General features: G+C 50.6%; 15 protein-coding genes. 10 read left to right on the top strand and 5 right to left on the bottom strand.

The annotated features are described in order from the left end of the window. The first annotated feature begins 18 nt into the window (after positions 1-18). Both ACQ5ES_RS07335 and ACQ5ES_RS07330 read left to right on the top strand, forming a co-directional pair. The gene (locus tag ACQ5ES_RS07335) at positions 19-2,832 is read left to right on the top strand and encodes an FAD-binding and (Fe-S)-binding domain-containing protein (protein WP_445015282.1); all 2,814 of its coding nucleotides are present in this window, start codon (positions 19-21) and stop codon (positions 2,830-2,832) included. Continuing rightward, positions 2,829-3,992, top strand: a complete 1,164-nt coding sequence (locus ACQ5ES_RS07330) for a M14 family zinc carboxypeptidase (RefSeq protein WP_445015280.1) — start codon at positions 2,829-2,831, stop codon at positions 3,990-3,992. The genes ACQ5ES_RS07335 and ACQ5ES_RS07330 overlap by 4 nt, the downstream gene beginning before the upstream one ends. Here the strand turns inward: ACQ5ES_RS07330 and ACQ5ES_RS07325 are convergent. Continuing rightward, positions 3,948-5,828 (bottom strand): glycoside hydrolase family 3 protein, encoded by a 1,881-nt coding sequence (locus tag ACQ5ES_RS07325; protein WP_445015278.1) that lies wholly within the window; start codon positions 5,826-5,828, stop codon positions 3,948-3,950. The two genes, ACQ5ES_RS07330 and ACQ5ES_RS07325, sit on opposite strands and share 45 nt — an antisense overlap. 489 nt (positions 5,829-6,317) lie before the next feature. On the opposite strand from ACQ5ES_RS07325, the gene ACQ5ES_RS07320 reads away from it, so the two are divergent. From ACQ5ES_RS07320 to pbp4b, 3 genes are read left to right on the top strand one after another with little or no spacing between them, the layout of a single operon-like run. Further along, entirely contained in the window at positions 6,318-9,152 is a 2,835-nt protein-coding gene (locus ACQ5ES_RS07320; RefSeq protein ID WP_445015276.1) for a TonB-dependent receptor domain-containing protein, read from the top strand. A gap of 22 nt (positions 9,153-9,174) precedes the next feature. Continuing rightward, positions 9,175-10,740: a tryptophan halogenase family protein gene (locus ACQ5ES_RS07315; protein ID WP_445015274.1), complete on the top strand. Its 1,566-nt coding sequence runs from the start codon at positions 9,175-9,177 to the stop codon at positions 10,738-10,740. Further along, positions 10,737-13,199: a penicillin binding protein PBP4B gene (gene pbp4b, locus ACQ5ES_RS07310; protein WP_445015272.1), complete on the top strand. Its 2,463-nt coding sequence runs from the start codon at positions 10,737-10,739 to the stop codon at positions 13,197-13,199. Before ACQ5ES_RS07315 ends, pbp4b begins: the two co-directional genes overlap by 4 nt. 2 nt (positions 13,200-13,201) lie before the next feature. Here the strand turns inward: pbp4b and ACQ5ES_RS07305 are convergent, their stop codons facing one another. Beyond that, positions 13,202-14,572 carry an amidohydrolase family protein gene (locus ACQ5ES_RS07305; protein ID WP_445015270.1) on the bottom strand — a complete coding sequence of 457 codons (1,371 nt, stop codon included), beginning with the start codon at positions 14,570-14,572 and terminating at the stop codon, positions 13,202-13,204. A 111-nt stretch (positions 14,573-14,683) separates the two neighbouring features. Here ACQ5ES_RS07305 and olsF point away from each other — a divergent pair, with 111 nt between their 5' ends. The 5 genes from olsF to ACQ5ES_RS07280 all read left to right on the top strand — a co-directional run bounded on the left by olsF (position 14,684) and on the right by ACQ5ES_RS07280 (position 20,490). Continuing rightward, positions 14,684-16,420 carry a bifunctional ornithine lipid synthase OlsF gene (gene olsF, locus ACQ5ES_RS07300; protein WP_445015268.1) on the top strand — a complete coding sequence of 579 codons (1,737 nt, stop codon included), beginning with the start codon at positions 14,684-14,686 and terminating at the stop codon, positions 16,418-16,420. A gap of 58 nt (positions 16,421-16,478) precedes the next feature. After that, the gene (locus ACQ5ES_RS07295) at positions 16,479-17,306 is read left to right on the top strand and encodes a prephenate dehydratase (protein ID WP_445015266.1); all 828 of its coding nucleotides are present in this window, start codon (positions 16,479-16,481) and stop codon (positions 17,304-17,306) included. 64 nt (positions 17,307-17,370) lie between these two features. Beyond that, positions 17,371-17,871: a TIGR00645 family protein gene (locus tag ACQ5ES_RS07290; protein WP_445015265.1), complete on the top strand. Its 501-nt coding sequence runs from the start codon at positions 17,371-17,373 to the stop codon at positions 17,869-17,871. A gap of 106 nt (positions 17,872-17,977) precedes the next feature. Next, entirely contained in the window at positions 17,978-20,053 is a 2,076-nt protein-coding gene (locus tag ACQ5ES_RS07285; RefSeq protein ID WP_445015264.1) for a S9 family peptidase, read from the top strand. Between the two features lie 2 nt (positions 20,054-20,055). Continuing rightward, positions 20,056-20,490, top strand: a complete 435-nt coding sequence (locus ACQ5ES_RS07280; RefSeq protein WP_445015263.1) for a YqaA family protein — start codon at positions 20,056-20,058, stop codon at positions 20,488-20,490. Between the two features lie 14 nt (positions 20,491-20,504). Here the strand turns inward: ACQ5ES_RS07280 and ACQ5ES_RS07275 are convergent, their stop codons facing one another. The 3 genes from ACQ5ES_RS07275 to ACQ5ES_RS07265 form a co-directional block, all read right to left on the bottom strand. After that, on the bottom strand, positions 20,505-21,608 hold the full coding sequence (locus tag ACQ5ES_RS07275) for a dipeptide epimerase (RefSeq protein ID WP_445015262.1): 1,104 nt from the start codon (positions 21,606-21,608) through the stop codon (positions 20,505-20,507). Positions 21,609-21,620: 12 nt separating this feature from the next. Beyond that, positions 21,621-23,042 carry an SH3 domain-containing protein gene (locus tag ACQ5ES_RS07270; RefSeq protein WP_445015261.1) on the bottom strand — a complete coding sequence of 474 codons (1,422 nt, stop codon included), beginning with the start codon at positions 23,040-23,042 and terminating at the stop codon, positions 21,621-21,623. Positions 23,043-23,181: 139 nt separating this feature from the next. Next, entirely contained in the window at positions 23,182-24,213 is a 1,032-nt protein-coding gene (locus ACQ5ES_RS07265) for a tellurite resistance/C4-dicarboxylate transporter family protein (protein WP_445015260.1), read from the bottom strand. Between the last annotated feature and the right edge of the window lie 4 nt (positions 24,214-24,217).

Genomic DNA, 24,217 nt, shown 5'->3' with positions numbered 1-24,217 from the left:
TATCAAAAGGAGTTTCTGGTGCGTGAGAGTTCTGCGCGTGAAAATTCGGTGCTGAATCCAGCCTTTCTGCAAGGCGTGAGTGAGCTGTTGCCAACTGAGCGACGCTTCACGGACCTGACCCGACGCCTTGCACACAGCACGGATGCGAGCTTTTATCATAAAGTACCTGAGTTAGTGGTCGAGATTGCCAGTGCGGACGAAATGCGCGAGTTGCTGAAGTTGGCGCAGCAGTATCAGGTGCCGTTGACCTTTCGTGCTGCGGGCACCAGCTTGTCGGGACAAGCTATATCGGACTCTGTTTTGGTGCTACTGACCCGCGATTGGCAGGCGATTGCGATTCTCGAACAAGGCACACGGGTGCGTTTACAGCCCGGTGTAATCGGTGCCGACGCGAACCGTAAACTGTTACCCTATGGACGTAAAATCGGCCCTGACCCAGCGTCTATTAACACCTGTAAGATAGGCGGAATTGCTGCCAATAATGCCTCCGGCATGTGCTGTGGCGTACGCCATAATAGTTATCATACGTTGCAGGAACTCACCTTTATTTTGGCCGATGGCACCTTGGTCGATACCAGCGATGCCACGTCTGTTGCTGCCTTTCGTCAGAGTCACGCGCAGTTGTTAGATGAACTGGCGACGCTCGGTGAGCAGGTACGTGGCGATGCCGAACTCAGCGCCAAAATTGCTCATCAGTACCGTTTGAAAAACACCATGGGTTATGGCCTAAACGCCTTACTCGACTATCAGGATCCGGTCGCCCTGTTGAGCCATTTATTAATTGGCTCGGAGGGCACGCTGGGCTTTATTGCCGAGATCACTTACCAGACGGTTGCAGTACCTAAAGCCAGTGCTACGGGGTTGTATTTATTTGCCGATAGCCACGCCGCCTGCGCGGTCATCAGTGAATTAAAAACTATTGGTGTCGATGCCGTAGAGTTCATGGACGGACGTTCGTTAGCGTCGGTCCGTGAGTTATTGCTGGCGTACACTTCGACTACTCCAGCGCCGGCGGCTGTGGCGCTATTAATTGAGATCGGGCGGGACAGTGGCGAACAGCTAACAGATGGAATAGCCGCTATTGAAGGCTGCTTAGGCGCCCTCAACGACGTGCAACCCTTGTGCCCTTTCAGTGAAGACCCAGTGACCGCCGCAGCACTTTGGCAAATTCGCAAAGGTTTATTCCCCGCCGTGGGTGCGGTGCGCGCCAGCGGCACCACAGTGATTATCGAAGATGTTGCGTTCCCACTCGACCAACTGCCCGACGCGGTAACTGCGTTGCAGCAACTTTTCGTTGAACATGGCTATCATGAGGCGATTATTTTCGGTCATGCGTTAGATGGCAACGTGCATTTTGTGTTTACCCAGGGATTCGCAACAACGGCGGAAACCGAGCGCTACGCTAATTTTATGGCGGCAGTGGTGACCTTGGTCACCGAACGATTCGCCGGTACGCTGAAAGCGGAACACGGCACCGGCCGCAATATGGCGCCCTATCTTTATGCGCAATGGGGCGGTGCTGGGTTGGCGGTGATGCAGAAGTTGAAGCAATTGATTGATCCGGTTGGTATTCTCAATCCAGGGGTGATCATTAACGACAACCCAAATGCGCACATCGAAGACTTGAAACAGCTGCCAGCTGTCGATGCGACGGTGGATGCCTGCATTGAATGTGGCTTTTGTGAGCCACAATGCCCGTCGTTACATTACACCTTGTCGCCGCGGCAACGCATTGCGTTGATGCGACGGACGCAACATCAAACGCCAGCTGATCAGCAACAAATTCAACAGGACTTTCAGCATTTAGGCATTGACTCGTGCGCCGCCACCGGACTCTGTGCGACGGCCTGTCCGGTCGGAATTAATACCGGCAGCTGGGTGCAGCAGCTTCGTGCTCAGCAAGCGCGGCACACTGGCGTGGCGAACTGGACCGCCAAGCACTTATCTAGCAGCTTGCAGATCGCCCGGTTTGGCATGAGCGCAGCGCGCAACGTTGCCAAAATCGTCCCCAAATTAGTTAACACCTTGGTCCCCGCCGGTATGCCAGACCTGCCGCCTGCAGCGACCACAACAATGACTGAACAGCCGCAACCGGCAGCGCGGAAAATGGTTTATTTTATTACCTGTCCCAACCGTATGTTTGGCTACGCGCAAGATAACCAGCGCTCGTTGCCTGATACTGTGGTACGGCTTTGTAACAAGGCTGGCATTGAAGTGATTCTACCCGAATCCGCAGCGCAATCCTGTTGTGGTCAACCCTGGCAGAGTAAGGGTTATCCACAGCAGGCAGCTGAACGCCGTGAACAACTTCGCCAACTACTTTGGCAAGCGAGTGAACAAGGTCGCTGGCCGATCGTACTCGATGCCAGCCCCTGTGCATTGCAACTTGATGATTGCGAGCATATTACCACGCTTGAACTAAGTGCGTTTCTGTACCAGCACGTGGTGCCGGAACTGGCATTAGAACCTATTAATGAGCCGCTGCTAGTGCATGTGACCTGCAGCAGCCGTCACCTGGATCAAGGGACGGCCTTGCGCAACCTGGCGCAGCTGTGCAGTACCAAAGTGGTCGAACCCGATGGCATTCAATGCTGCGGGTTCGCAGGCGATAAAGGCTTTACCCTGCCAGAGTTGAATAGCACTGCACTTGCGCCGCTGGCAGAGCAAGTACCCAAGGACTGCAGCAAAGGCGTTAGCACGAGTCGCACTTGTGAAATAGGTCTGACGCAACATAGCGGTGTCGCCTACGCGCACATTGCTTTCTTGTTAGATGCCATTAGTCATAGCAACGTCAGTAACAGCAACGTCAATGATGAAGGAGTTTCAGCATGAGCCACCCCGATGCCGCCATTGCCGCACTAGAGCAGGAAGTCATCGCACTGCAATGGACGCAACTCGATCGTCGGCATCTAACTTATCCTGACATTGCTCCAATCATTGATGAGTTGACGCAACATGAGAAGCTTAAGGTGACTACGATAGGGGAATCCTATCTGGGAACGCCGATTCGGCGTTTGTCGCTCGGCCAGGGACCCCTGATTATTTTAGCCTGGACGCAAATGCACGGCGATGAACCGACTGCCACGGCCGCTGTGCTGGATTGGTTGCGACTTTTGTTAGAACGCTCGCCGGGCAGCTTACCAACGGACTGGCACGAGCTGATCACGTTGCACGTTATTCCGATGCTGAATCCCGATGGCGCCGCGCAAGAGATCCGACAAAACGGCCAAGGCATTGATATTAATCGTGATGCACTGGTGCAACAGACTCCGGAAGGGCGTTTATTATGGCAACAAGTGCAACGTTTGCAGCCGACTGTGGCCTTTAATTTGCACGATCAAAATCCGTATTACGCGGTGGGCGACAGCGCAGAACCCGCGACCATTGCGTTTTTAGCTCCGGCGTATCATCCCGATAAACATGTCGATAGTGCACGATTACAAGCGAAGCAGCTTATTGCCCACATGCGACATATTTTGTCGCACTGGCTGCCACAGGGCATCGCGCGGTATGACGATAGTTACTCGGCGCGTTCTTTTGGCGATAGAATTGCGGGTGCCGGTGCTAGTACTATATTGATCGAAAGCGGTGCGCATCGCGATGACCCGCATCGACAGGTGGCGCGGCGTCTCAACGTGATTGCTTTGCAAGTGGCATTGGAAGCAGTATTAAGTGGTGCGCATCGTGACACTACATTGGCGGATTATTATGGCATTCCTGGCAATACCGCGGATGGTTTTTGTGACATTAAACTGTGCCAAATCACTTTAAACGATGGCACCCATGAGCCGTTTCAAACGGATATCTGTTTGTGTCTGGCGAAAGGTTCGGAAACTCTAGAGGTTGATTTTATTGGTGACGCACGAGGTGTTCACGGGTTTGTCGAACATGATGCCCGAGAGCTGACGCTGCCGGGCTTAGTGCGGATTGGTGACGATGCCGCTGCGTTACTGCAGCGGCTCGGCCTCAGGGGGGAACACGGTAACTGGTAACACACCGGGGGTCGGAGCACCCAACAACGCCGCGACCGCAGCGGCAATGCTGGGGCTATGTATGGCCGTGCTGTTGGCCGCATTTGTGGGGGCGTAAGCACTGTAATCGTAGCTAGCCAGCGCAGCATCGGCTAAACCAGTAAACCGCGACAGCACGTAGGGCGCGCGCAAGGCGATAACTACTGAAGGCTGCTGGCGTTGTTTTGCGGCCGTCAAAGCCTGTTCTATCCACAGGTATTGCGCGTCTTTACTTGGTCGCTCGCGCCAGTTTTTGAGATCGTTCATACCGCCCATTTCAGCGAGGCTATGATGCGGAGTGATATCACCGATCACTAATGTGGCATCTGGATTCCATTGTTGCCAGGGCTGACCTTCGGGTAACTCATTTAGACTTACACAGTTGACCTCGCTGGTGGGCTGCTGTGTCACTAACGCTTGACGAAAAGCGATGCAACGCAGCGTATCAGGCATAACCAACTGCCACTTGGTGGTGGTGACCGGAAGTACCCCATTATCAAAAACGTTAGTTATTGCCGCCGCAGCAAGCTCACGTTCGAGCTTTTTGTTTGCTGCCAAAGGTAGCCGTGCCTGAACGTTTGCAATACGTTCGGCGAGCGGCATATTGCCCGTCGATTTGAGTCCGTACTTAGTTTTTAGCGCGGCAATACGTGCTGCGGAGGCTTGCAACTGAACAAAATCAATCGCACCGTCTTCGACGGCTCGTTCGAGTCCGGCAAAATACTGCGAGAAATCGGCAATATCGTCGTGGTTGCGAATGGTGTAGGGCATGAGCGCGATATCAGCACCGGCCTGAAAGGTTTGAACTGTTGCTGCCAATGGGTCGAAATAATGTGCGATACCCGCCATATCCAAAGCATCGGTTACGATGACGCCGTGATAGCCCAACTGACCGCGTAGTACGCCGGTCAGAATTTTGTGTGACATGGTAGCGGGCACCACCGTGGCTTCACCGTCGGTCGCGACAAAGGTGGTGTCGTCCAGTTGCGGATACTGAATGTGCGCAGTCATGATCATTGCCGGCGGTGTGTCACTCGCAATGCTGCGTTTAAAGGGCAATAAGTCGACCGCATCGATGGTGGCACGGTCATGATCGACCCGTGGCAAACCTGTATGACTATCAACATGGGTGTCGCCGTGTCCCGGGAAGTGCTTAAGTGCACTCATGACACCTTGCGCCTGCATGGCACTGACTGTTGCCTGGCCAAGATCGGCGACGAGTTCGGCATTCTCACCGTAGCTGCGCACATTGATGACTGGATTCTCAGGGTTGACGTTAACATCGACGGTCGGGGCAAAATTGAGATTGAAGCCCAGCAATTTGACTGCTTTACCAATACCAGCACCGACTTGGTTCGCAAATAGGGTGCCATGGTTGGGATAGGTTGCACCTATTGCCATATTGCCACTGAAGCGAGTAACAATATCATCGGGCAACCGTGCCACGCGGCCACCTTCTTGGTCCAGAGCGATAAACAGCGGTGGTAAACCATGCTCGCGCATGACCTGTTGCATAGCGTCAATGAGTGACATGATTTGTGACGCAGTCTCTAAGTTTTCAGCAAATACGATAACCCCACCTATGGCGCCACTGCGTAACACTTCAGCGAGTTCTGGCGGTAGCTCGGTGACGGCCTGCTTACAGTCGTCGCTCGGTGTGCTGTCATCACAGAAGTAGCGAAAATCTAACATCAGCTTTTGACCCAATAACTGCCGTACTTCTGACAAAGGTTGGGGCGAACTGCTTTCTGGTGTGCAGGCACTAAGGTTGGCGTAAGCAAAGAGACTTACAGCGGCGAGGGCAAAGGTACGAATCATGACTATACTCAGTTGATTAAGGTCTGGTAGGTATCCTACGTGAGGAACAGTGAAAAATAAATTATTCCTTGTAAATCAAATTTGCTCTTGTAGCGCAGCTGAATAAAAGTCGCTTTTGTTAGAATAAATCGAAATAACAATACTGGGTATGGGTCAGCAAAGGAGAAGAAACATTCGGCAATAAATTGGGCTAAAAACCATAAGCGGCGGTAATTCTTCAAAAAAATACAGTGAAAAATCAGGACTCTTGTCCTGGCGCATAAAAATTACATAGGAAAGAGCTTGGAATAATTTATTATTTACATTATAAGAATATGTGGTACTTTCAATACATGATGGATTTTTTCATCGGTTGTGGTAAGTCGTCGATACACGACAGAGATTATAAAAACAAAGCGTAGTGACGCTACGCATCAGATTCTTACAACGAGCGGAGATTGCAAAGTGAAACTCAATAAAATAGCACTCGTGCTGGGATTGACAACAAGTATGAGCGGCCTCGCTTATGCGCAAGATGTCGATCCAGAAGAGAATACACAGCAAAACGAAGAAGCAGAAAATGTTGAACGAATTCAAGTAACAGGTTCAAGCATCAAGCGCACATCGATGGAAGGCGACTTACCGTTGACTGTTATCTCGCGCGAAGAAATTGATGCGCAAGGTATTACAACTGCCGAACAGTTAATGTTACAACTTAACGTTGCTTCAAATTCAAATGACAACCTAGGCAGTAACGCCGGTATCGTAGGTGGTGAAGAGCGCGGCAATAACGGTGCTTCAACGGCTAACTTACGGCAACAGGGCGCAGGCTCGACACTGGTTCTTTTGAACGGTCGTCGTACTGCAACGCACGGCCTTAAAGGTCGCTCTGTTGACTTAAACTCTATTCCTTTCTCTGCTATCGAACGTGTTGAAATCTTACGTGACGGCGCCTCAGCTGTTTACGGTACAGATGCGATCGGTGGTGTAATCAACTTTATTCTGAAGAAAGACTACCAAGGTACAGAAGTTGGCGTGTTCGCTGACCACACCGAAGCGGGTAGCGGTAATATTTACCGTTTCAACGTCGTTACGGGTACCGGTGATCTTTATTCAGACGGTTATAACGTAATGGCGTCATTGTCTTACCGCAAAGCAGAAATTTTGCGCGGTGTTGATCGTGACTTCACCAATACGTTCCAACCTGAAAGCGGTTTGTCACCAGATACGCGTGGTACGCCATTCGCATCGCTTAATAGTCGTTGGAGTGGTAACGATCCTACGCACCGGAATTACAACTTGATTGGTACAGGACTACAGTACCCAGGTGATCCAGACCGTGTTAACGACGTACTCAACGTGCTTGCTCTCCCTGGCATGCCGGGTTGTGACGTGTATCCGAATATGGGCCCTGACGCTGCTGAGCTTTGGAACCGTGAACGAAATTCAGGTGTAAGCTGTGCGTGGGATTACCCTCGCGCTGCAGCATTGCAGCAGCCGGTCGACAGCGTCGATTTCGTTGCTCGCGGTACTAAGTTATTAGGCGATAACGCTGAAGGCTTTGTCGAAGTCATGGGTTCAGAAGTGACCTCGAGAAAAGTTTTTGAGCCGAATCAGATCACACCTTGGTCAATCGGTACTGAAGGCTGGTATCCAAGTACTGGTGCATCTTATGGCTACGTGGTTAACGCGTTGTCAGAATTTTATGGTGCTGACCAGCTAAATATTGGTGCGCCAATTGCCTATCGCTGGCGTTGCATGGATTGTGGTCCGCGTGAAATCGAAACCACAACCGAAGCAATGAAAATTCAGCTTGGTGTTGAAGGTAGCATTGGATTCTGGGATTACCGTGTCGGCTTAGGCCACGCAACCAACGAATCGCAATCGCAACTTGGTGGTGGTTATCACTACACCTCATTGTTAGCGCAAGGTATTGGTAGCGGTGATATCAACCCGTTCTTGTTGCCGAACCAGTCGCAAACTGAAGCAGGTATGGCAGCATTAGCAGCCGCTTCTGCTGAGGGTGTTGTGCTGTACGGTGGTAAAACCACAATGACCCAGTTCGACGCGTCGATCACGGGTGATACTGGCTGGGATCTAGGCCTGGGTGGTGGAACCGTCTACGTTGCCGGTGGTGTTGATGTTCGGAACGAAGGTTACGAATTCAACGGCGACCGCCGTGCCGCTGCAGACCGTCCAGACATTTATGGCGCGCCGTTTGATAACGGTAACGAACTGGACGATGTCGACCGCACGGTTAAAGCTGTCTTTACCGAGGCTTTGGTACCTATCGTAGATACCTTTGAAATGAACCTCGCGGTTCGTTATGACCATTACGATGGTTTTGGCGGTACTACCAATCCTAAAGTAGGTTTAGTCTGGACCCCAACAGAAGAAGTATTGGTGCGCGGTGCGTACAGCACTGGTTTCCGTACGCCTTCATTTAACCAACTGTATAACGGTGTGTCTGAACAACCGTACACAGGTCAGGATCTCGCAGATCCGCGCGACTGCCCAGGCGGTGAAGTAGACGCCAGCGACCCGAACTGTGATACCGCAATTCAGCCAACTCGCTTATTTGGTGGTAAAGAAGATTTAGGTCCTGAAGAATCTAAGCAACAGAGCCTTGGTGTTGTTTACGCTCCGACCGACAGCTTCTCGATGAATGTCGACTGGTGGCGCATCGAAATTGATGGAACCATTCAGATTCCTGGCTTCCGCGACTTGCTGGAAAACTACGATTTGTTTAAAGATAACTTCATTCGCAATGATGCTGGTGAATTGGTAACCATCGATTCACGTTACATCAACGCTGGTGGACGTGAGACAAGCGGTATTGAAGTAGGCATCCAGAGCAACGGCGAACTGGCTGGTGGTATCTGGAATGTTAACTTCAACGGTAGTTACCTGCTTGAAGATAAGAAAAAACTGCTCGATAACGCAGATTGGGGCGACAACCTGGTGGGTACACACTCACGCGGTAACATTCCATTGCGTTGGAAGCACACCATTATGTTCAACTACGCTAAAGGCGATTTTGCACATAACTTGACGCAGATTTATCGTCATAGCTATGACGACGAAACACCACCAGGTGTGCGTTCAGGTGTCGCCGATCCGTTGTACTACGATGGTGAAGTAGGTAGCTACTTAATCTACAACTACAGTGTGCGCTACATGGCGTGGGAAGACATTGATGTGACTTTCGGCATCAAAAACTTGTTTGACCGCGATCCACCGTTCACTGCACACCAGAACGATTACTCACCTGGTGCAGCGTTTGACCCTCGCGTAGCAGATCCACGCGGGCGTTCATACACCCTGCAGTTGACTTACAACTTCTAAGTCGCAAGGTGATAAAGCAACAATGCGGTCAGCCTCGGCTGGCCGCATCTATTTTGGTCCTCTGATGAACAATTCGATGACGCATCCGTATCAAATCGTTATCTTAGGTGGGGGCTCGGCAGGTTGGATGACTGCTGCCGCATTAAGCAAAGTCCTTGACCAGCAAAAGTACCGAATTACCTTAGTTGAATCCGCCGCGATCGGCACCGTATCTGTTGGCGAAGCCACTATTCCTGGCATTCGCGAATTCAACCAACTTCTCGAAATCAACGAAGACGAGTTTCTGCGTGAAACCAATGGCTCATTTAAGTTAGGCATTGCGTTCGAAAACTGGCAGAACCTCGGTGATTTCTACATGCACCCGTTTGGCCCATATGGGGTCACGTTAAACGGTGTGCATTTTCATCATTATTATTTACGCCACCAGCGCGAACAGGGCGAAGCAAATGCTATGCCCCTGAGCGATCTAAATCTTGAGTGGCGTGCGGCGATCGAGCATAAATTTACTCGACCGATAGCCGACAAGCGCAGTCCGTTAGGGCATATCAAGTACGCCTACCATTTTGATGCACTGAAATATGCTCAGTACTTAAAAAAATATGCCACCGCCCGCGGTGTGGTCGCGATCGACGATCGTATGGTCGAGGCCAAGCAACAGGTCAAGCATGGCCCTATTGATGCCTTAGTACTTGAGCAAAATGGCGAATTAGCGGGCGATTTTTTTATTGATTGCAGTGGCTTTAAAGCGCTGCTCATCGGTGAAGCGTTGGATGTAAGCTATCACGACTGGCGGAAATGGATGCCATGCGACAGTGCTGTGGCGTTACCAGGCCAGCACGATAACGACGACATCTTGCCCTACACCCGTTCGATCGCCCATCACGAAGGCTGGCGCTGGCGTATTCCGTTGCAGCACCGCACGGGCGAAGGCTGGGTGTATTCAAGCCGGTTCACTGACCCGGAAAAAGCCGAACGCGAATTTCGCGACACCATCGGTAACCACGACAGCAGAGCCAATCACTTACGCTGGATCAACGGCCGCCGTGATCAGGCTTGGCGCCATAACTGTGTTGCCATCGGGCTATCAGCAGGGTTCATCGAGCCGCTGGAATCGACCGGTTTGCAACTCACCCAATCGGGAATCATGCGGCTGATAAGTTTGTTACCCGGACCGGGAGAAATGAGCGAGCGTGCCGCAGCCTTTAATCGGTTTACGGCCGAAGAAATTACCAATATTCGTGATTTTGTGATGTGCCATTACAAACTGACCGACCGCGATGACTCGGAGTTCTGGCGCTATTGCCGCGACATGGAAATTCCAGATTCGCTGCAGCAACGACTCGATCTCTATCGTGAAAATGCCAGCGTGTTTCGAAACAGTAATAACGAACTATTTAATGAAATCAGCTGGTTTTCGATGTTCCAGGGACAAGGCTTACGACCGGCGAATGTGCATCCACTGGCGGAACAAATGCCAGCTGCGACCCTGCAGCAACATCTGCAAACGATCCAACGGGTTTTCGCACAATCTGTGGCGCATTTACCGACCCACGAACACTTTATCAAAGAGCATTGTAAAACCCCATGACATGTACTTTTTTGAAACCATTTAGTGTTGCTCTGTTGGCACTGTTTGCAGTGAATAGCTGCAGCACCCTAGCCGATTATGAGCAAATGCCTTCTGCCAATTATGACCACCGTATTAAGTTTCTGGTCATGCACTACACCGCGATCGACTATGGCAGAAGTGTCGAAGTGCTGGTCGAACCGAAAGGACTAAGTTCGCACTATCTGGTGCCTGAGTCAGGCGATCCAAGTTATCCTCATGACGATCTTAAAATTTTTCAATTGGTCGATGAGTCGGAACGAGCGTGGCACGCCGGTGACAGTCATTGGCAAGGCCGTACGGATCTGAACGATCAATCGATTGGCATTGAAATCGTCAATATTCCACAATGTGAGTGGGATAACAGTAGTCCGGCATCGCGCGCCGAACATGGTGAAAATCGACTTTGCGTTTACCCTGATTATGATCCGCAACAAATCGCAAAGGTCATCGATTTAGCTCAGGATATTCTCGCTCGTCATCCCGATATCCATCCTACCGCGGTCGTCGGTCACTCCGACATAACACCAACGCGCAAGAATGATCCGGGGCCACGTTTCCCGTGGTACCAGCTGTATCAGCAGGGTGTCGGTGCATGGTACGAACAAGATACGTTAGCGCGCTATTGGAAACAGTTTAATCAACACCCTGTAAATACCGGTTTGTTACAAGCCGCGTTTAATGCTTACGGTTATGGCGTTATTGAGACTGGAATTTATGATGAAACAACAGCGAGTACCGTCTCGGCGTTTCAAATGCACTTTCTGCCGTGGCAGGTGAGTGGTAAAGCTGACAGTCAAACCACGGCGGCGCTATTCGCACTATTAGAGAAGTACTTTCCTAACAAGCTGGAAGCGTTGTGGCAGCGTCATCAAACAGAAGTTGCGGCGCGGCCGACACCGACCTGGCAGCCCAAGCGCGGACAGGTTGATGCAAGCTTTCCAGAGCCTGAAGCGCAGCGCTCGAGCCGTAAGTTAGTCAATGATAAGGCGGCGTTTAAGAGCTACCGCGGACGTGGCGAATTGGTGCTATCCAGTAAACAGGACGTTACCGCAGTACTCGAAGTGAACGGTGAAACACTCAACATTGCGACGCCGTTATTAGCGGGTAAAACCTATGACTATTCGCTGCAGCGGCGGACTCAAAACGGCATCAATACCTTCCATGTGAAGTCCGTGCAACCGCAAGGGGCGGCACTCGATGTGCGTATTTCTTACCCACGGTTGATTGATGCTACTGCTGATTATCGTGGCAAGTTTGACGAAGTTGACCGTCTTATCGAAGCAGATGTCGCCAATGGGTTCCCTGGCGCTGTGCTGCTAGTGGTGAAAGATGGCAAGGTTATCAAGCACAGTGCCTATGGCTATGCACACCGCTACGATGAGCAGGGGCAGCCCCTGCCGAATCCTACGCCGATGCAGCCCGATACCTTATTCGACGTTGCCTCCAATACCAAGGCCTTTGCCACCTCAATGGCGATGATGCAATTGGTGGAACGTGGGTTGTTAGACGTTAACAAGCCCATCTATTTCTACTTGCCGGAATACCGTGGTAATGGTCGCGAAGCGCGAACGGTAAAAGATTTGCTCAACCACCATTCCGGTTACGCACCACAAGTACATTTCTTCGATCCCGACAACAAGCTTGGCAAAGGCTTCTATTCGCTACAAAAAGAAAAGACACAGCGGCTGATGGCAACGCGCGTACCGTTCGATGTTGGCAACGGCGTGCGATCCACATATAGCGACACCAACTTTATGTTGCTGGGAACCATTATCGAACGCATCACCGGTATGTCACTGGATCAGTACACCGAGCGCAACATTTATGTGCCTCTTGGACTGCACGACACCTTATTCACGCCGTTACGTAAAGGCCGCCAAGCGCCCGAGATTGCGGCGACGGAATTACAAGGCAATACGCGTGGTGGGGTGGTCGACTTCCCGGGTGTGCGTACCTATACCCTGCGCGGCGAAGTGCACGATGAAAAAGCCTTTTATGCAATGGATGGCGTGGCCGGACATGCGGGGTTATTTTCAACCGCGCCAGACTTAGCTGTGTTGATACAGACGCTATTGAACGGCGGCGGTTACGGCGACGTGCATTTGTTTGAAGCCAGTGTGCTTGATGCCTTCACTCAGCCACATCAAAACGAGCGAACCTTTGGTTTGGGGTGGCGGCGAGCGGCTGATGGGCAGTTGCGCTGGCATTTTGGTCCTTATGCCAGCCATCAGGCGTTTGGTCATACTGGCTGGACCGGGGTTGCCACGGTGGTCGATCCGGCGCTCGATCTCGGGATCATCTTGTTGACCAATGCGCGGCATAGCCCGACTTCGGAAGAAGAAAACGGTGCTATTGAGTTTCTTGGCAAAACCTTTGAGACCGGAAATTACGGCAGCGTGATGACTGCCGTCTATGAGGCGGTGTTAGAAACGCAGTAGCATTAACGGCTGCGGTAACGCTCGCGAATGTCAGCAATTCGGGCGTCAAGTGTGGTGCGGTCGAACCATTGGCCGCGGACCATGATCCCTTGCGGCTGTTTCAATGCCGCGGCGGATGCTAATGGATTCTCCGCGAGTAACATGAAGTCGGCCTGATACCCGGTTGCTATGTGGCCTAGTTTTGGCGCGTTTTCATAGCTGGAGAAATAGTTCCCGGCTGCTACAGTTGCACTGTAATAAATTGCCTCTAAGGGCATGCCTGCGGCTTGCATGTAGCGAATCTCATGATGAATTGAATAGCCAGGCACGCTGAACAGCTGTGGTGCATCGGTACCAAAAATGATTTTGGCACCAGCGTCATAGAGCGCGTTGAGCAACTTACGGCGGTTGTCTTGCTGTACCGCCGCATGTTCAACGTTGAAATAGCTAGAGCCGCGGCTGGGATAATACCCGAGCCAACCTTGCCGAACCTTTTCTGGCACTAATGCGAGCTCCGGATAGCTGGCCAGTGACTCCGCATCGCCGGCACCTATTAAGGTTGCCCATAGAGCTTGAGTTGGTACCACGGCCATGTTGTGTTGCAAGGTAAGCTCGACCAGAGTGTCGAGCTCGCTTGGGGTAATGGGCCGGTCAATAGCATCGACGTAGCGCAGGTAGCCGTCGAGATGGTCGATCGTGCGCTGTCCTTCCTCCATGGCCACGCTAATTCCTACATCTACCGGCACGTGACCGGCGAAATCAATTCCTGCATTTCTCGCTGCGGCGGCTACTGCACGGTATTCTTCGAGTTGCAGACCAGGATGGATCTTGAGTAGATCCCAGCCTGCGGCAACGTGCTCTTGTACCCGCGCTGCGGCTTGTTCTGGTGACTCGACGGTGGCGTCGTTAAAGCTGGGTCCGGCGAGAAATAACGTTGGCCCAACACGTTTACCCGCGGCAATATCATCTTTAAGCTGCAATTGGTTGGTATAGCCAAGCATACCTCTTACTGTGGTCACCCCGTTGGCAACATAAAGAAATAACATGTCGTTAGCGTAGCTGGCCGGCATGTCAGCAAAATTTACCGCGGCAGGAACATGCCCGTGCATTTCGGTAAAGCCCGCCAGAGCATAGCCGTCGTTACCGTCGATAACTTGGGTGGATTCACCGATCATGGTGGCATCGAGCGTTGACGAGACGGCGACAATGCGGCCGTCCTGAACAGCGATATTGGCATCTTCAAACAGAGTTGCTTGCTGGTTCTGCCAGGTGATCACATTTACATTATTGACCACTGTGTCAGCCGCCGGAACTGGAGCGGAGGGCTGTGGCGAACAGCCCATAACCAGTAATAAGCTAGCGCCTGGCAGCAGCTTCTTGGATAACTGAAACATAATAGATCCTCGTGTGCGTCGATGTATTCAGCATATTACATAATTGCGTTGTCACCAATTGTTCATACCAGCTGCACAAAAGCGTCACAGAACTACGGCATGCTCTGGTGCATGTTAAATGTTGAACAGATTATCCAGCAAAAGCTGCCGCCATTATTGCAGCATCCAGCCTTCGAGCTTTGGTTACAACGCCCGGTAAGCAAGCTGTTGCAGCGACTTTTACATGCCGATGAACTGCGGCAGTTTACCGCAGATTATGGCCACCTACGCGGCCGCGACTTCGTCGACCAAGTTTTGGATTACTTCGATTTTCAGTATACGGTCGCCGATCGTGAGCGGGAACATATACCCTGCCAGGGCAAGGTCGTGCTTATTGCGAACCATCCTATCGGTTCGCTAGATGGGGTAGCGCTGCTGAAAATGGTCAGTGAAGTACGCCCTGACGTGAAAGTGATTGCGAACGATGTTCTGTGGAGCCTGGAGGCTCTGCGGCCGATGCTGCTGCCGGTAACCAACATGGGCGGTAAGGCGGGGCGTCAGCAAATTAAAGCGATTCAACAGCATTTAGCTGATGACAAAGCCTTGATTATTTTTCCTGCTGGTGAAGTATCACGTCTGCGGCCTAAAGGTGTCCGCGATACCCGTTGGAATGCTGGGTTTTTAAGAATTGCTGATCGCGCACAGGCACCCATAGTGCCGATTCATATCGACGGACGTAATTCGTGGACCTTTTATGCCTCGTCGATGATGTATAAACCTCTGTCGACGTTGTTACTGATCGAAGAAATGTTCCGTCAGCGCACCGGTGAGATTCATTTCCGTATCGGCCGGTGTATACCATTTCGCCATCACCAGCGGGCCGACCTAAGTATGAAGAACCGTGTTCATTTGCTCCGCAAGCACTTGTATCGTCTGGGTCAGGGCAAGTCGGGCATGCTTCCCACGGAGCAGGGCATTGCGTTACCTGAGCCTAGGGATGCGCTGCGCAGAGCGTTGCAGGAATGCGCTTACCTTGGCGCAACACCCGATGGCAAACAGTTGTTTTTCACCGATTACCGCAGTGATTGTCCGTTGATCCGCGAACTGGGACGGGTGCGTGAGTTAACTTTCCGGGCCGTCGGCGAGGGGACCGGGCAACGCCGCGATCTTGATCGGTACGATGTCGAGTTTAGTCACTTGTTACTTTGGGACGATAGCACGCTGGAAATTGCCGGCAGTTATCGTCTTGCTGTGGTTAACCACGCCACGGCGACACAAAGTACTAACCAGCTTTACACCGCCAGCCTGTTTAAACTGCAGGCGACCATGGAAAAGTATTTGTTACAGGGCATGGAGCTTGGCCGTAGTTTTATTCAACCCCAACACCGTAGCCGGCATAGCCTCGATTACCTGTGGCAGGGTATTGGGGCTTTTGTAGCAAAGCACCCATCGATTCGCTATTTATTTGGACCGGTAAGTCTGTCGGGTGAATTCCCGCGGGCGGCGCAGGTACGAATTGTTTGGTTCTATCAGCAATGGTTCCCGCCGGTACAAGTGTTGGCACAACCCAATCACCCGTTTATTTACACACCGGATGAACAGGCAGCAATGGCATTATTGTTCCGTGGCATCGACTACACACAAGACTTACAAACCTTAAAAAGTGAACTCCAGCAGCTAGGGGTGAAATTGCCGCCGCTATTCAAGCAGTACAGCGAGTTATGTGAACCAGGTGGTGTACAGTTTGCGTGTTTCAGTGTCGATCCGGCATTTAATAACAGTATCGACGCCTTGCTCATCGTCGATCTGCAACAATTGAAGCCACGCCGCCGGCAACGTTATTTGCAAAACAATTGTACGCAGCACTAGCATCGGCTCGGAATCCTGTTTACCTTAACAGGTGAACCTACAGGAACATGAGCTCAACATGCGTATCGCGACTCTCGGCCCAGCCGGCACCTTTTCCGAAATTGCTGCTTGTGAGTACGGGCAGCAGTTAGGCAACTATACCTTACAATTTTACCCTGCTTTGGCGCGCGTATTAAAAGCCCTTCCAGGCGAAGCGGATAGTGCTGTGGTACCCATTGAAAATATCGTCGAGGGAGTGGTGTCGCCGGTCATTGATACTTTTGTCAAAAGGTCTCTTGAAATTGTCGCCGAATTAACGATTCCGGTGCGCTTTTCATTGGTGGCCAACCATCATACGCCGCAGAAAATTTATGCACAATTTGTCGCGCAAGGCCAATGCAGTGAGTGCTTGAGTCAATACAACGTACCCGTTATGAACACCGCCAGTAATAGCGAAGCACTGCAGTTACTGCTACAAAGTCGTGAGCCCGCCGCCGCGGTAGTGCCGGAACACTGTCTCGGCGATCATAGTTTTGCCTATACACAGCACGACGTAACCGATTATGCGCATAACGAAACCCGTTTTGTTGCAGTGCGTGTGCCGACGGGGGAATCTGTGCCAAGAGCTGAAAATATAGCTTATAAAACCTCGCTACTGATCATTGATGACACCGACCACCCAGGCCTGTTGGTAGAGCATTTGCAGGTATTTGCGGCTTACCGTGTGAACTTAACTTCTTTGGTGTCGCGCCCAACTGGACAAGGGTTTGGCCAGTACCACTTCTATATCGAATGTGAAGGGCATTGCGAAGATACTGCGATTCGGGCGGCATTGACGCTAATTAAACTGCGCAACAAGGTTCTGGTACTTGGCAGCTATCCAAACGCGGGTAAGTGCCCTACTTGATGTATGGCAAGTCGCACCGAGTCACGTTAAACTCTGAGCATTGATTTTGCGAATAGGAATAGTCATGGAACGTATTGTTGAAAATCTAATGTACAGCTTGCGGTGGTTGTTGGCGCCCATTTACCTTGGCTTGAGTATTGCCGTAATGTTGTTGGGGGTTAAGTTTTTCCAGGAACTGTTTCATGCCATTCCATTGATTTTCACGATGCCAGAGGTGGATTTAATTCTACTAACCCTGACCTTGATCGACATAGCCTTGGTGGGCGGTTTGTTGGTGATGGTGATGCTGAGCGGCTACGAGAATTTTGTCTCGACGTTAAATATTAGTGGTGATACCGAAAAGCTGGCGTGGTTGGGTAAAATTGATTCTGGCGGATTAAAAAACAAAGTTGCGGCGTCGATAGTCGCTATTTCGTCTATCCACCTGTTGAAAGTTTTTATGAACGCAGAAAACACCAGTATTGAGAAGATTAAATGGTATGTGATAATTCACCTGACTTTTGTCGGCTCGGCTTTCGCCATGGGGTATCTCGATAAACTTACCCGTAAATCAGCAAACGATTAATCTCTAAAACTACGAGATTGGTCTAGTTAAGTTGCTATTACACCTTACCTTTGGGTAGTCTCGTTGGTACTAGAGATCAAATCACAGATCAACGAGAAGCCCAATTATGACGTATAAATTAAATCCAACAGCTTTAAGTTTTTGTCTCGCTTCGGCGCTTTTTCTTTCGCCGGCTATGGCGCAGGACACCCAGCATCAGCCTGATTTGACACAACCTTTACAAGCGGAAGACGTGTTCGCGCTAGAGCATGCGAACGATGTGCAAATCTCACCTGATGGTAAGTACATCGCTTATATCCGTAACAGCTTCGATATTATGACCGACGGCACCCGCAAAGGTCTGTGGCTGATCGATACGGCAACGGGGCAACATACACCACTCTTCGCTGATAAACACAGCTACGGCAACCCAACCTGGTCACCTGATGGTAAGCGACTGGCGTTTACTTCGAACCGCTCAGGGCGCAACCAGATCAACGTATTCTGGGTCGATGAGCAGCGCGTTGCACCTGTTACCGAGGTGACGAATAGTCCGAGCCAGATGGCGTGGTCGCAGGATGGCGAGCAGCTGGCATTTATGATGGCGGTGGAAGAACCAAAATCTGATTTCGCCAAGAGTGTGCATACTCCGGAAAAACCGGAAAAAGCGAAGTGGGGCAAGAGCCCGGTTATCGTTGAACGCACCCTCTATCAACGCGATGGCCGCGGGGTAGTGAAGTCCTCATACAATCAGGTATTTGTGGTGCCGAGCGATGGTGGCAGTGCGCGGCAGATTACCGACGGACCTTTTCAGCATCGTGGACCTTTAGTCTGGGCTGCTGATGATCAGCATATCGTGTTCTCCGGCAACCGTACTGAGAACTGGGAATATCAAACGCGCGAAAGTGACCTGTGGGCGGTAGCGCTGGCTGACAACAGCCTGCAGCAATTAACCGACCTTCCGGGTGACGAGTATTCGGCAACTTTATCGCCCGATGGCGAACACTTAGCTTTCCTGCACGGCGACAATGAGCCCGTTCCTTACCGTAACAGCACGCTACACCGGTTAAATTGGGAAAGTGGCGCGTTAACCGCGATTAAGACTGACCTTGACCGTGCTCTGGAAAGTCCGCAATGGATTGATAACCAGCGCTTGACGGTGCAGTACACCGATCGTGGTTTGACCAAGGTGGCCGAGGTTAATCTGGATGGCCAATTAACGGATCGTGTAAGTAGTTTAGGTGGGACTTACGTCAGCCGTGTGTACACCAGCGGCATGTACTCTGTGGCACCAGCAACCGGTGCGATCGCCTTCACGCACGCCACTGCTTATGACCTGGCAAATGTCGCGCTGGAAGTTGATGGAAAGACCCAGCAGTTGACCGATTTGAACAGTGATGTGCTGGGTTACCGCGATCTTGGTGAAGTACGTGAGATGACGTATGAATCATCTTTTGACGGCACCGAAATTCAGGCATGGTACATTTTGCCGCCAGGTTACGAAGCAGGGAAAACCTATCCGACTATCGTAGAGATTCACGGCGGGCCACATGCATCCTATGGGCCGGTGTTTGGTATCGAGCATCAGCGCTACGCTGCTGAAGGCTATGTCGTGCTGTATGCCAACTACCGTGGCAGTACCTCCTATGGTAAAGAGTTTGCCAATCTGCTGGATGGTTTCTATTCATCAGAGCGGGACTTTGCCGATCACATGTCAGGAGTCGACAAACTGATTGAAGCGGGTATTGCCGACCCGGATAATCTGTACATTGCTGGTGGTTCAGCCGGCGGAATCGCGACAGCTTACGCGATCGGTCTAACGGATCGCTTTAACGCTGCGGCTGCGACCAATCCGGTGATTAACTGGGTCAGTAAAACACTGACAGCAGATAGCTCGGTCGGTCAGATCCAGAATCAATTTCCGGCCATGCCGTGGGAAGATTTAGCGCACTACTGGAAACGTTCACCCTTGTCTTTAGTGGGTAATGTAACCACGCCAACCTTGCTGTTTACCGGTGAACTGGACCGTCGTACGCCAATGGCAGAAACCGAACAGTTCTACCAAGCCTTACAACTACGCAATGTCGATACGGTCATGGTCCGTGTACCTGACGCCTATCATGGCGTTACCGCAAAACCATCACGCATCGTGGCGAAAGTTGAGCACGCACTGGCTTGGTTTAAACGCTACCGTAAAGAGTAAGTGTGTATTTAAGTCTGTTTTTGGTGGCCTTTTTGGCCGCCACACTACTCCCGGCACAATCCGAAGTGCTGGTGATCAGCGCGCAGCAGATGGGTTACAACGTCTGGCTGATCTGGCTCAGTGCTTCAGTCGGCAATACTCTGGGAAGCGTGGTCAACTATGCTTTAGGGCGCTTTCTATTGCACTACCAGGATCGTCGTTGGTTCCCCTTTAAGGGCAAAACCCTGGAACGCGGGCATTGGTGGTTTGAGCGATACGGTAAATGGTCGTTATTGCTGGCTTGGGCACCTTTTATTGGTGATACTCTGACCTTTATCGCAGGTATGTTGCGGTTGAAGTTCTGGCAGTTTTTGGTGATTGTCTGGATCAGTAAAGCAGGGCGTTATGCCCTGCTTTTAGGATTACTGAAGTTGTGGTTTGAACCTGTTCTTAGCTAATTTCGGCCTAGCCGTTAGCTGCGAGGAATAAATTCCTCAAGACCATCAATCGATTCAATACCTAAACCCGGAGAGTCATTAATCGATATCTCAGCATCTTTAAAGCTGACACTGCCTTTGACTGGATCGAAAGCGCACAACGATGGGCCATCAAGGTCAATCTTGGTGATCACATTAGACTTCGCAACGGCCAGATGAACCGCAGCGGATACGCTAATGCTGGACTCCAGCATACAACCAATCATGCACTGCATGTCGTATACCGAACAGATATCAGCAATTTTGATGGCATTCGAAATACCGCCGGTTTTCATTAACTTGATATTAATAATATCGGCAGCGCGCATCTTGATCAGTTCAATAACTTCGCGCGGACCGAAACTACTTTCATCGGCCATTACCGGGGTGTGAACACGTTCGGTAATGTATTTCATACCATCGATGTCACGCGCCTTAACGGGCTGCTCTACCAGCTCTAAACGCACCCCAGCCCCTTCCAGTTTATGCAACGCGTAAACTGCTTCCTTTGGTGTCCAGCCCTGATTGGCATCGAGGCGCAGCAGCGCTTTACCTTCAACAGCGGCATAGATTGCTTTTACCCGCTCAATATCAACGCCGATGTCTTTACCGACTTTAATTTTCAGGGTTTCAAAACCGCGATCAATGGCTTCTAGCGAGTCAGCCACCATTTTGTCGATGTAGTCGACGCTGATGGTGATATCGGTAGAAATAGTTGGCACACCACCACCAAGCATTTTATAAAGTGGGGCGTTGTAGAGTTGACCCCAGAGGTCATAAACCGCCATTTCCACAGCGGCTTTGGCACTGTAGTTGCGAATAATACCGTTTTGGATGAGTCCGATAATGTGATTGAGGTCGGAAACCTCCTGACCTACAAGTTTCGGCTTCATAATACGGTCGATGGCTTCAACCATAGAGCCATGGGTATCGCCAGTAATTACTGCGGTCGCTGGCGCTTCGCCGTAACCTACGTGGCCGGTATCGGTATGTACCATAATGACGATATCTTCGATCGACTCAACAGTGCGCAATGCAGTTTTAAATGGTGTTTTCAAAGGCACGCGCAGCATGGCAAATTTGATGTCAGTAATTTTCATATAAGATCCTGTTTAGCGTACCGATTTAATCGCATAGATGCGGTCTAAGTAAGTGTCGTTCGCACCAAAGCCAAGGTCGACAAGGGGGGTTACCGAAACACCGTTGAGTGTACCTTCATAGTGCTGATCTTCCGCGTCACGGTAGCTCAAGCCATGGACGTCATGAATAACATAAGGCTGGCCCTCGATTTCGCCAATATACATCACCACATGTCCTGGTAAATAAATTAAGTCACCAACTTTAGCATTAGCGAGTCGCGCAAGCTTTTCTTCGTTACTGCTGTTTTCGTCATACACCACGGTATCGCCGTAACTGCCGTAGCCTTGTTGGCTGGAGTTACGCGGCATATCAATGCCCATACTGCGATAAACTTCTAATACAAATCCGGTGCAGTCGCGGGCATTGTAATCATGGCCCCAACCGTACCGCTCACCCAGGAATTTAAAGGCCTGGTTGATGACATTGGCTTCAGTATAGGGCAGATATCCGACATGCACATCATGGTGGCGGGCAATTAACGCTGGAGAAAAGGCAAGGTCGCCGTTGGCGTCGCGGATAGGTAGTTGCACGGTGTAACTGGCAAATGGATTCTGGCCATGGACATCGTGGCCGGTTTCTGCGGCGCTTAGCAACGGTAGTCGTGTACTCATATCGAGTTGCACGTCAGATACCGGCTCGAAACTCGGGGTGTAATTGGTTTCAACCTTGGCTTCGGCGACCATCGCAAAGGGTTCTTTCCTGGCAAACCCAAGAACTTCATCGCGTGGGCCGATAGCGACATCTTTTGCCTGTACCCAAGCTAGATAATGATACGACTGCGCCAGGTACCATTTGCCGTCGCTGCTGGTATGCAAAATCGCCAATGGCATGCCGGGAAATACGCCGGTCTCCTGAAAACGGTCGATATCAAGATCAAGGTCTTCGCTGTACAGCTTGTCGCGTGTCGGGAAGGTGCGCATTGCGGAGCGCTTAACTACAAGTCCAAACTGTACCGGATTGGTTGCTTGAATGGCGTCAATATTGGCGGCGTTTCGATAGACATCTAATTGTTCGGCTGTAGCTTGTTCACCGCTGGCATAGAACCGTGGATAACTGGGTAGACTACTGATGGCGTCAATTTTGTTATTTAATTCGGCAGCACTTAGTTGCTTAGGATGCTCTATTAGGTAGACCATTTCGTCTTGCACGGCATACGAACGTTCGTTGAAATCGGCAATTTCACTTGAGGTCATGATTAACGCATCAGGATGCTGCAGCCGCTTGGTCCAGAACTCGGATTCAAGATACTGCTCTTGCATGCCAATAACATCATGTTGATAGTTCGGTAATGACTGATATTCGACAGCTACTGCTACCGCTTGTGGTGGTTCTGTTGGCGCCGGTTGGCAAGCTGACAAAGCAGTGAGGATTATAGCTAACGCAATGTATTTCACACGTTCTCCCTATTGGGCCTGCGAATTTCGTGAATGTACGTAGCCCATCTTAAAATGGAATAATATTCCAAACAACAAATTTTTTAGGCATAAATTATTTAAAAGAAGGTTGCAAAATGCCCAGAGATGATTTTTCGCGTTAAAGCTGTTGGCGCAGCTTTGCTAAATTACGACATAAGCCAAAAAATGTTACCGACCAAACCAATAAAGAAAGGAAGAAAAATACCGTGGGCAACCCATCTAAAAACGAGAATTCCATTGCCTGCAGCATGACAAAGGTACAGGCAGAATACATTCCGAGGGGGAACACGGCACCCCAATACAAAGGATCATAGCCGAATGGAAAACGCCGAACGACATGGCGCCAAATACCGAGGATAAGCAACATTGGAATCCACCATGTGCCGGTGGCCCAATAAAATACGGTAAAACCTTTGATGAAAGGTTTTATGCTTTGTAAAAAAGGTGCATTTGGCGCATTGATAATGAGTAGCGATCCGGCAAGTGTCGAAATTGCCATCGCACCCATATTTATCCAATAAGGAGGCGCCAGATCACCAGGTAAGAATTGGAAAAAGGTATAGCGATAAAAAATAAGTGACATCATCCAGATGTACAACATACCTCCCCATAACCACATAGATAGCGCCAGGAAGTTCAATTCTAATCGCCACGGTTGAGATGTTTGAGTGGCGATAAGTGCAGACAAAACAGCAACCGCTTGAGTTGCAACTACCGCAAGTAACCATGCGCCACTTATTCCTTTATCAAGAGTAGGCTTGTTGCGGCGAATCGTGAGCGCAGTAAATACAGTGTAAGTGAGAATTAACCACAGAAGCAAGGCCAGCAACCATGCCGAAAAAGCAACCCAGTACAGATCATAAAGCAGCATGACCTGACTGCCGATAAGCGCGGTTGCAGCAACGGTAGTAAAAAAACTTGGGCCTTTACTATGGCTAATCAGGTCGGTAGTAAAATCTTTGGAAAATCTTATGGCGCGGTAGGTGTAGAGATAAGCGAGGACGAGCCAACCGATACATGACACCAAGAATAACAGTTTGGCAATGATTGGGTAATGTTGTTGATGCGCGGCAATGGCAATAATTCCCGTTGCCATCACGAAACCGAAATAGGCCGGTGAAAGATCTTTAGTTTTCTGCAGTAGACTCATTTTA

Source organism: Pseudidiomarina xizangensis (genome assembly GCF_052541995.1).
This window is presented reverse-complemented; position numbering and strand designations above follow the sequence as displayed.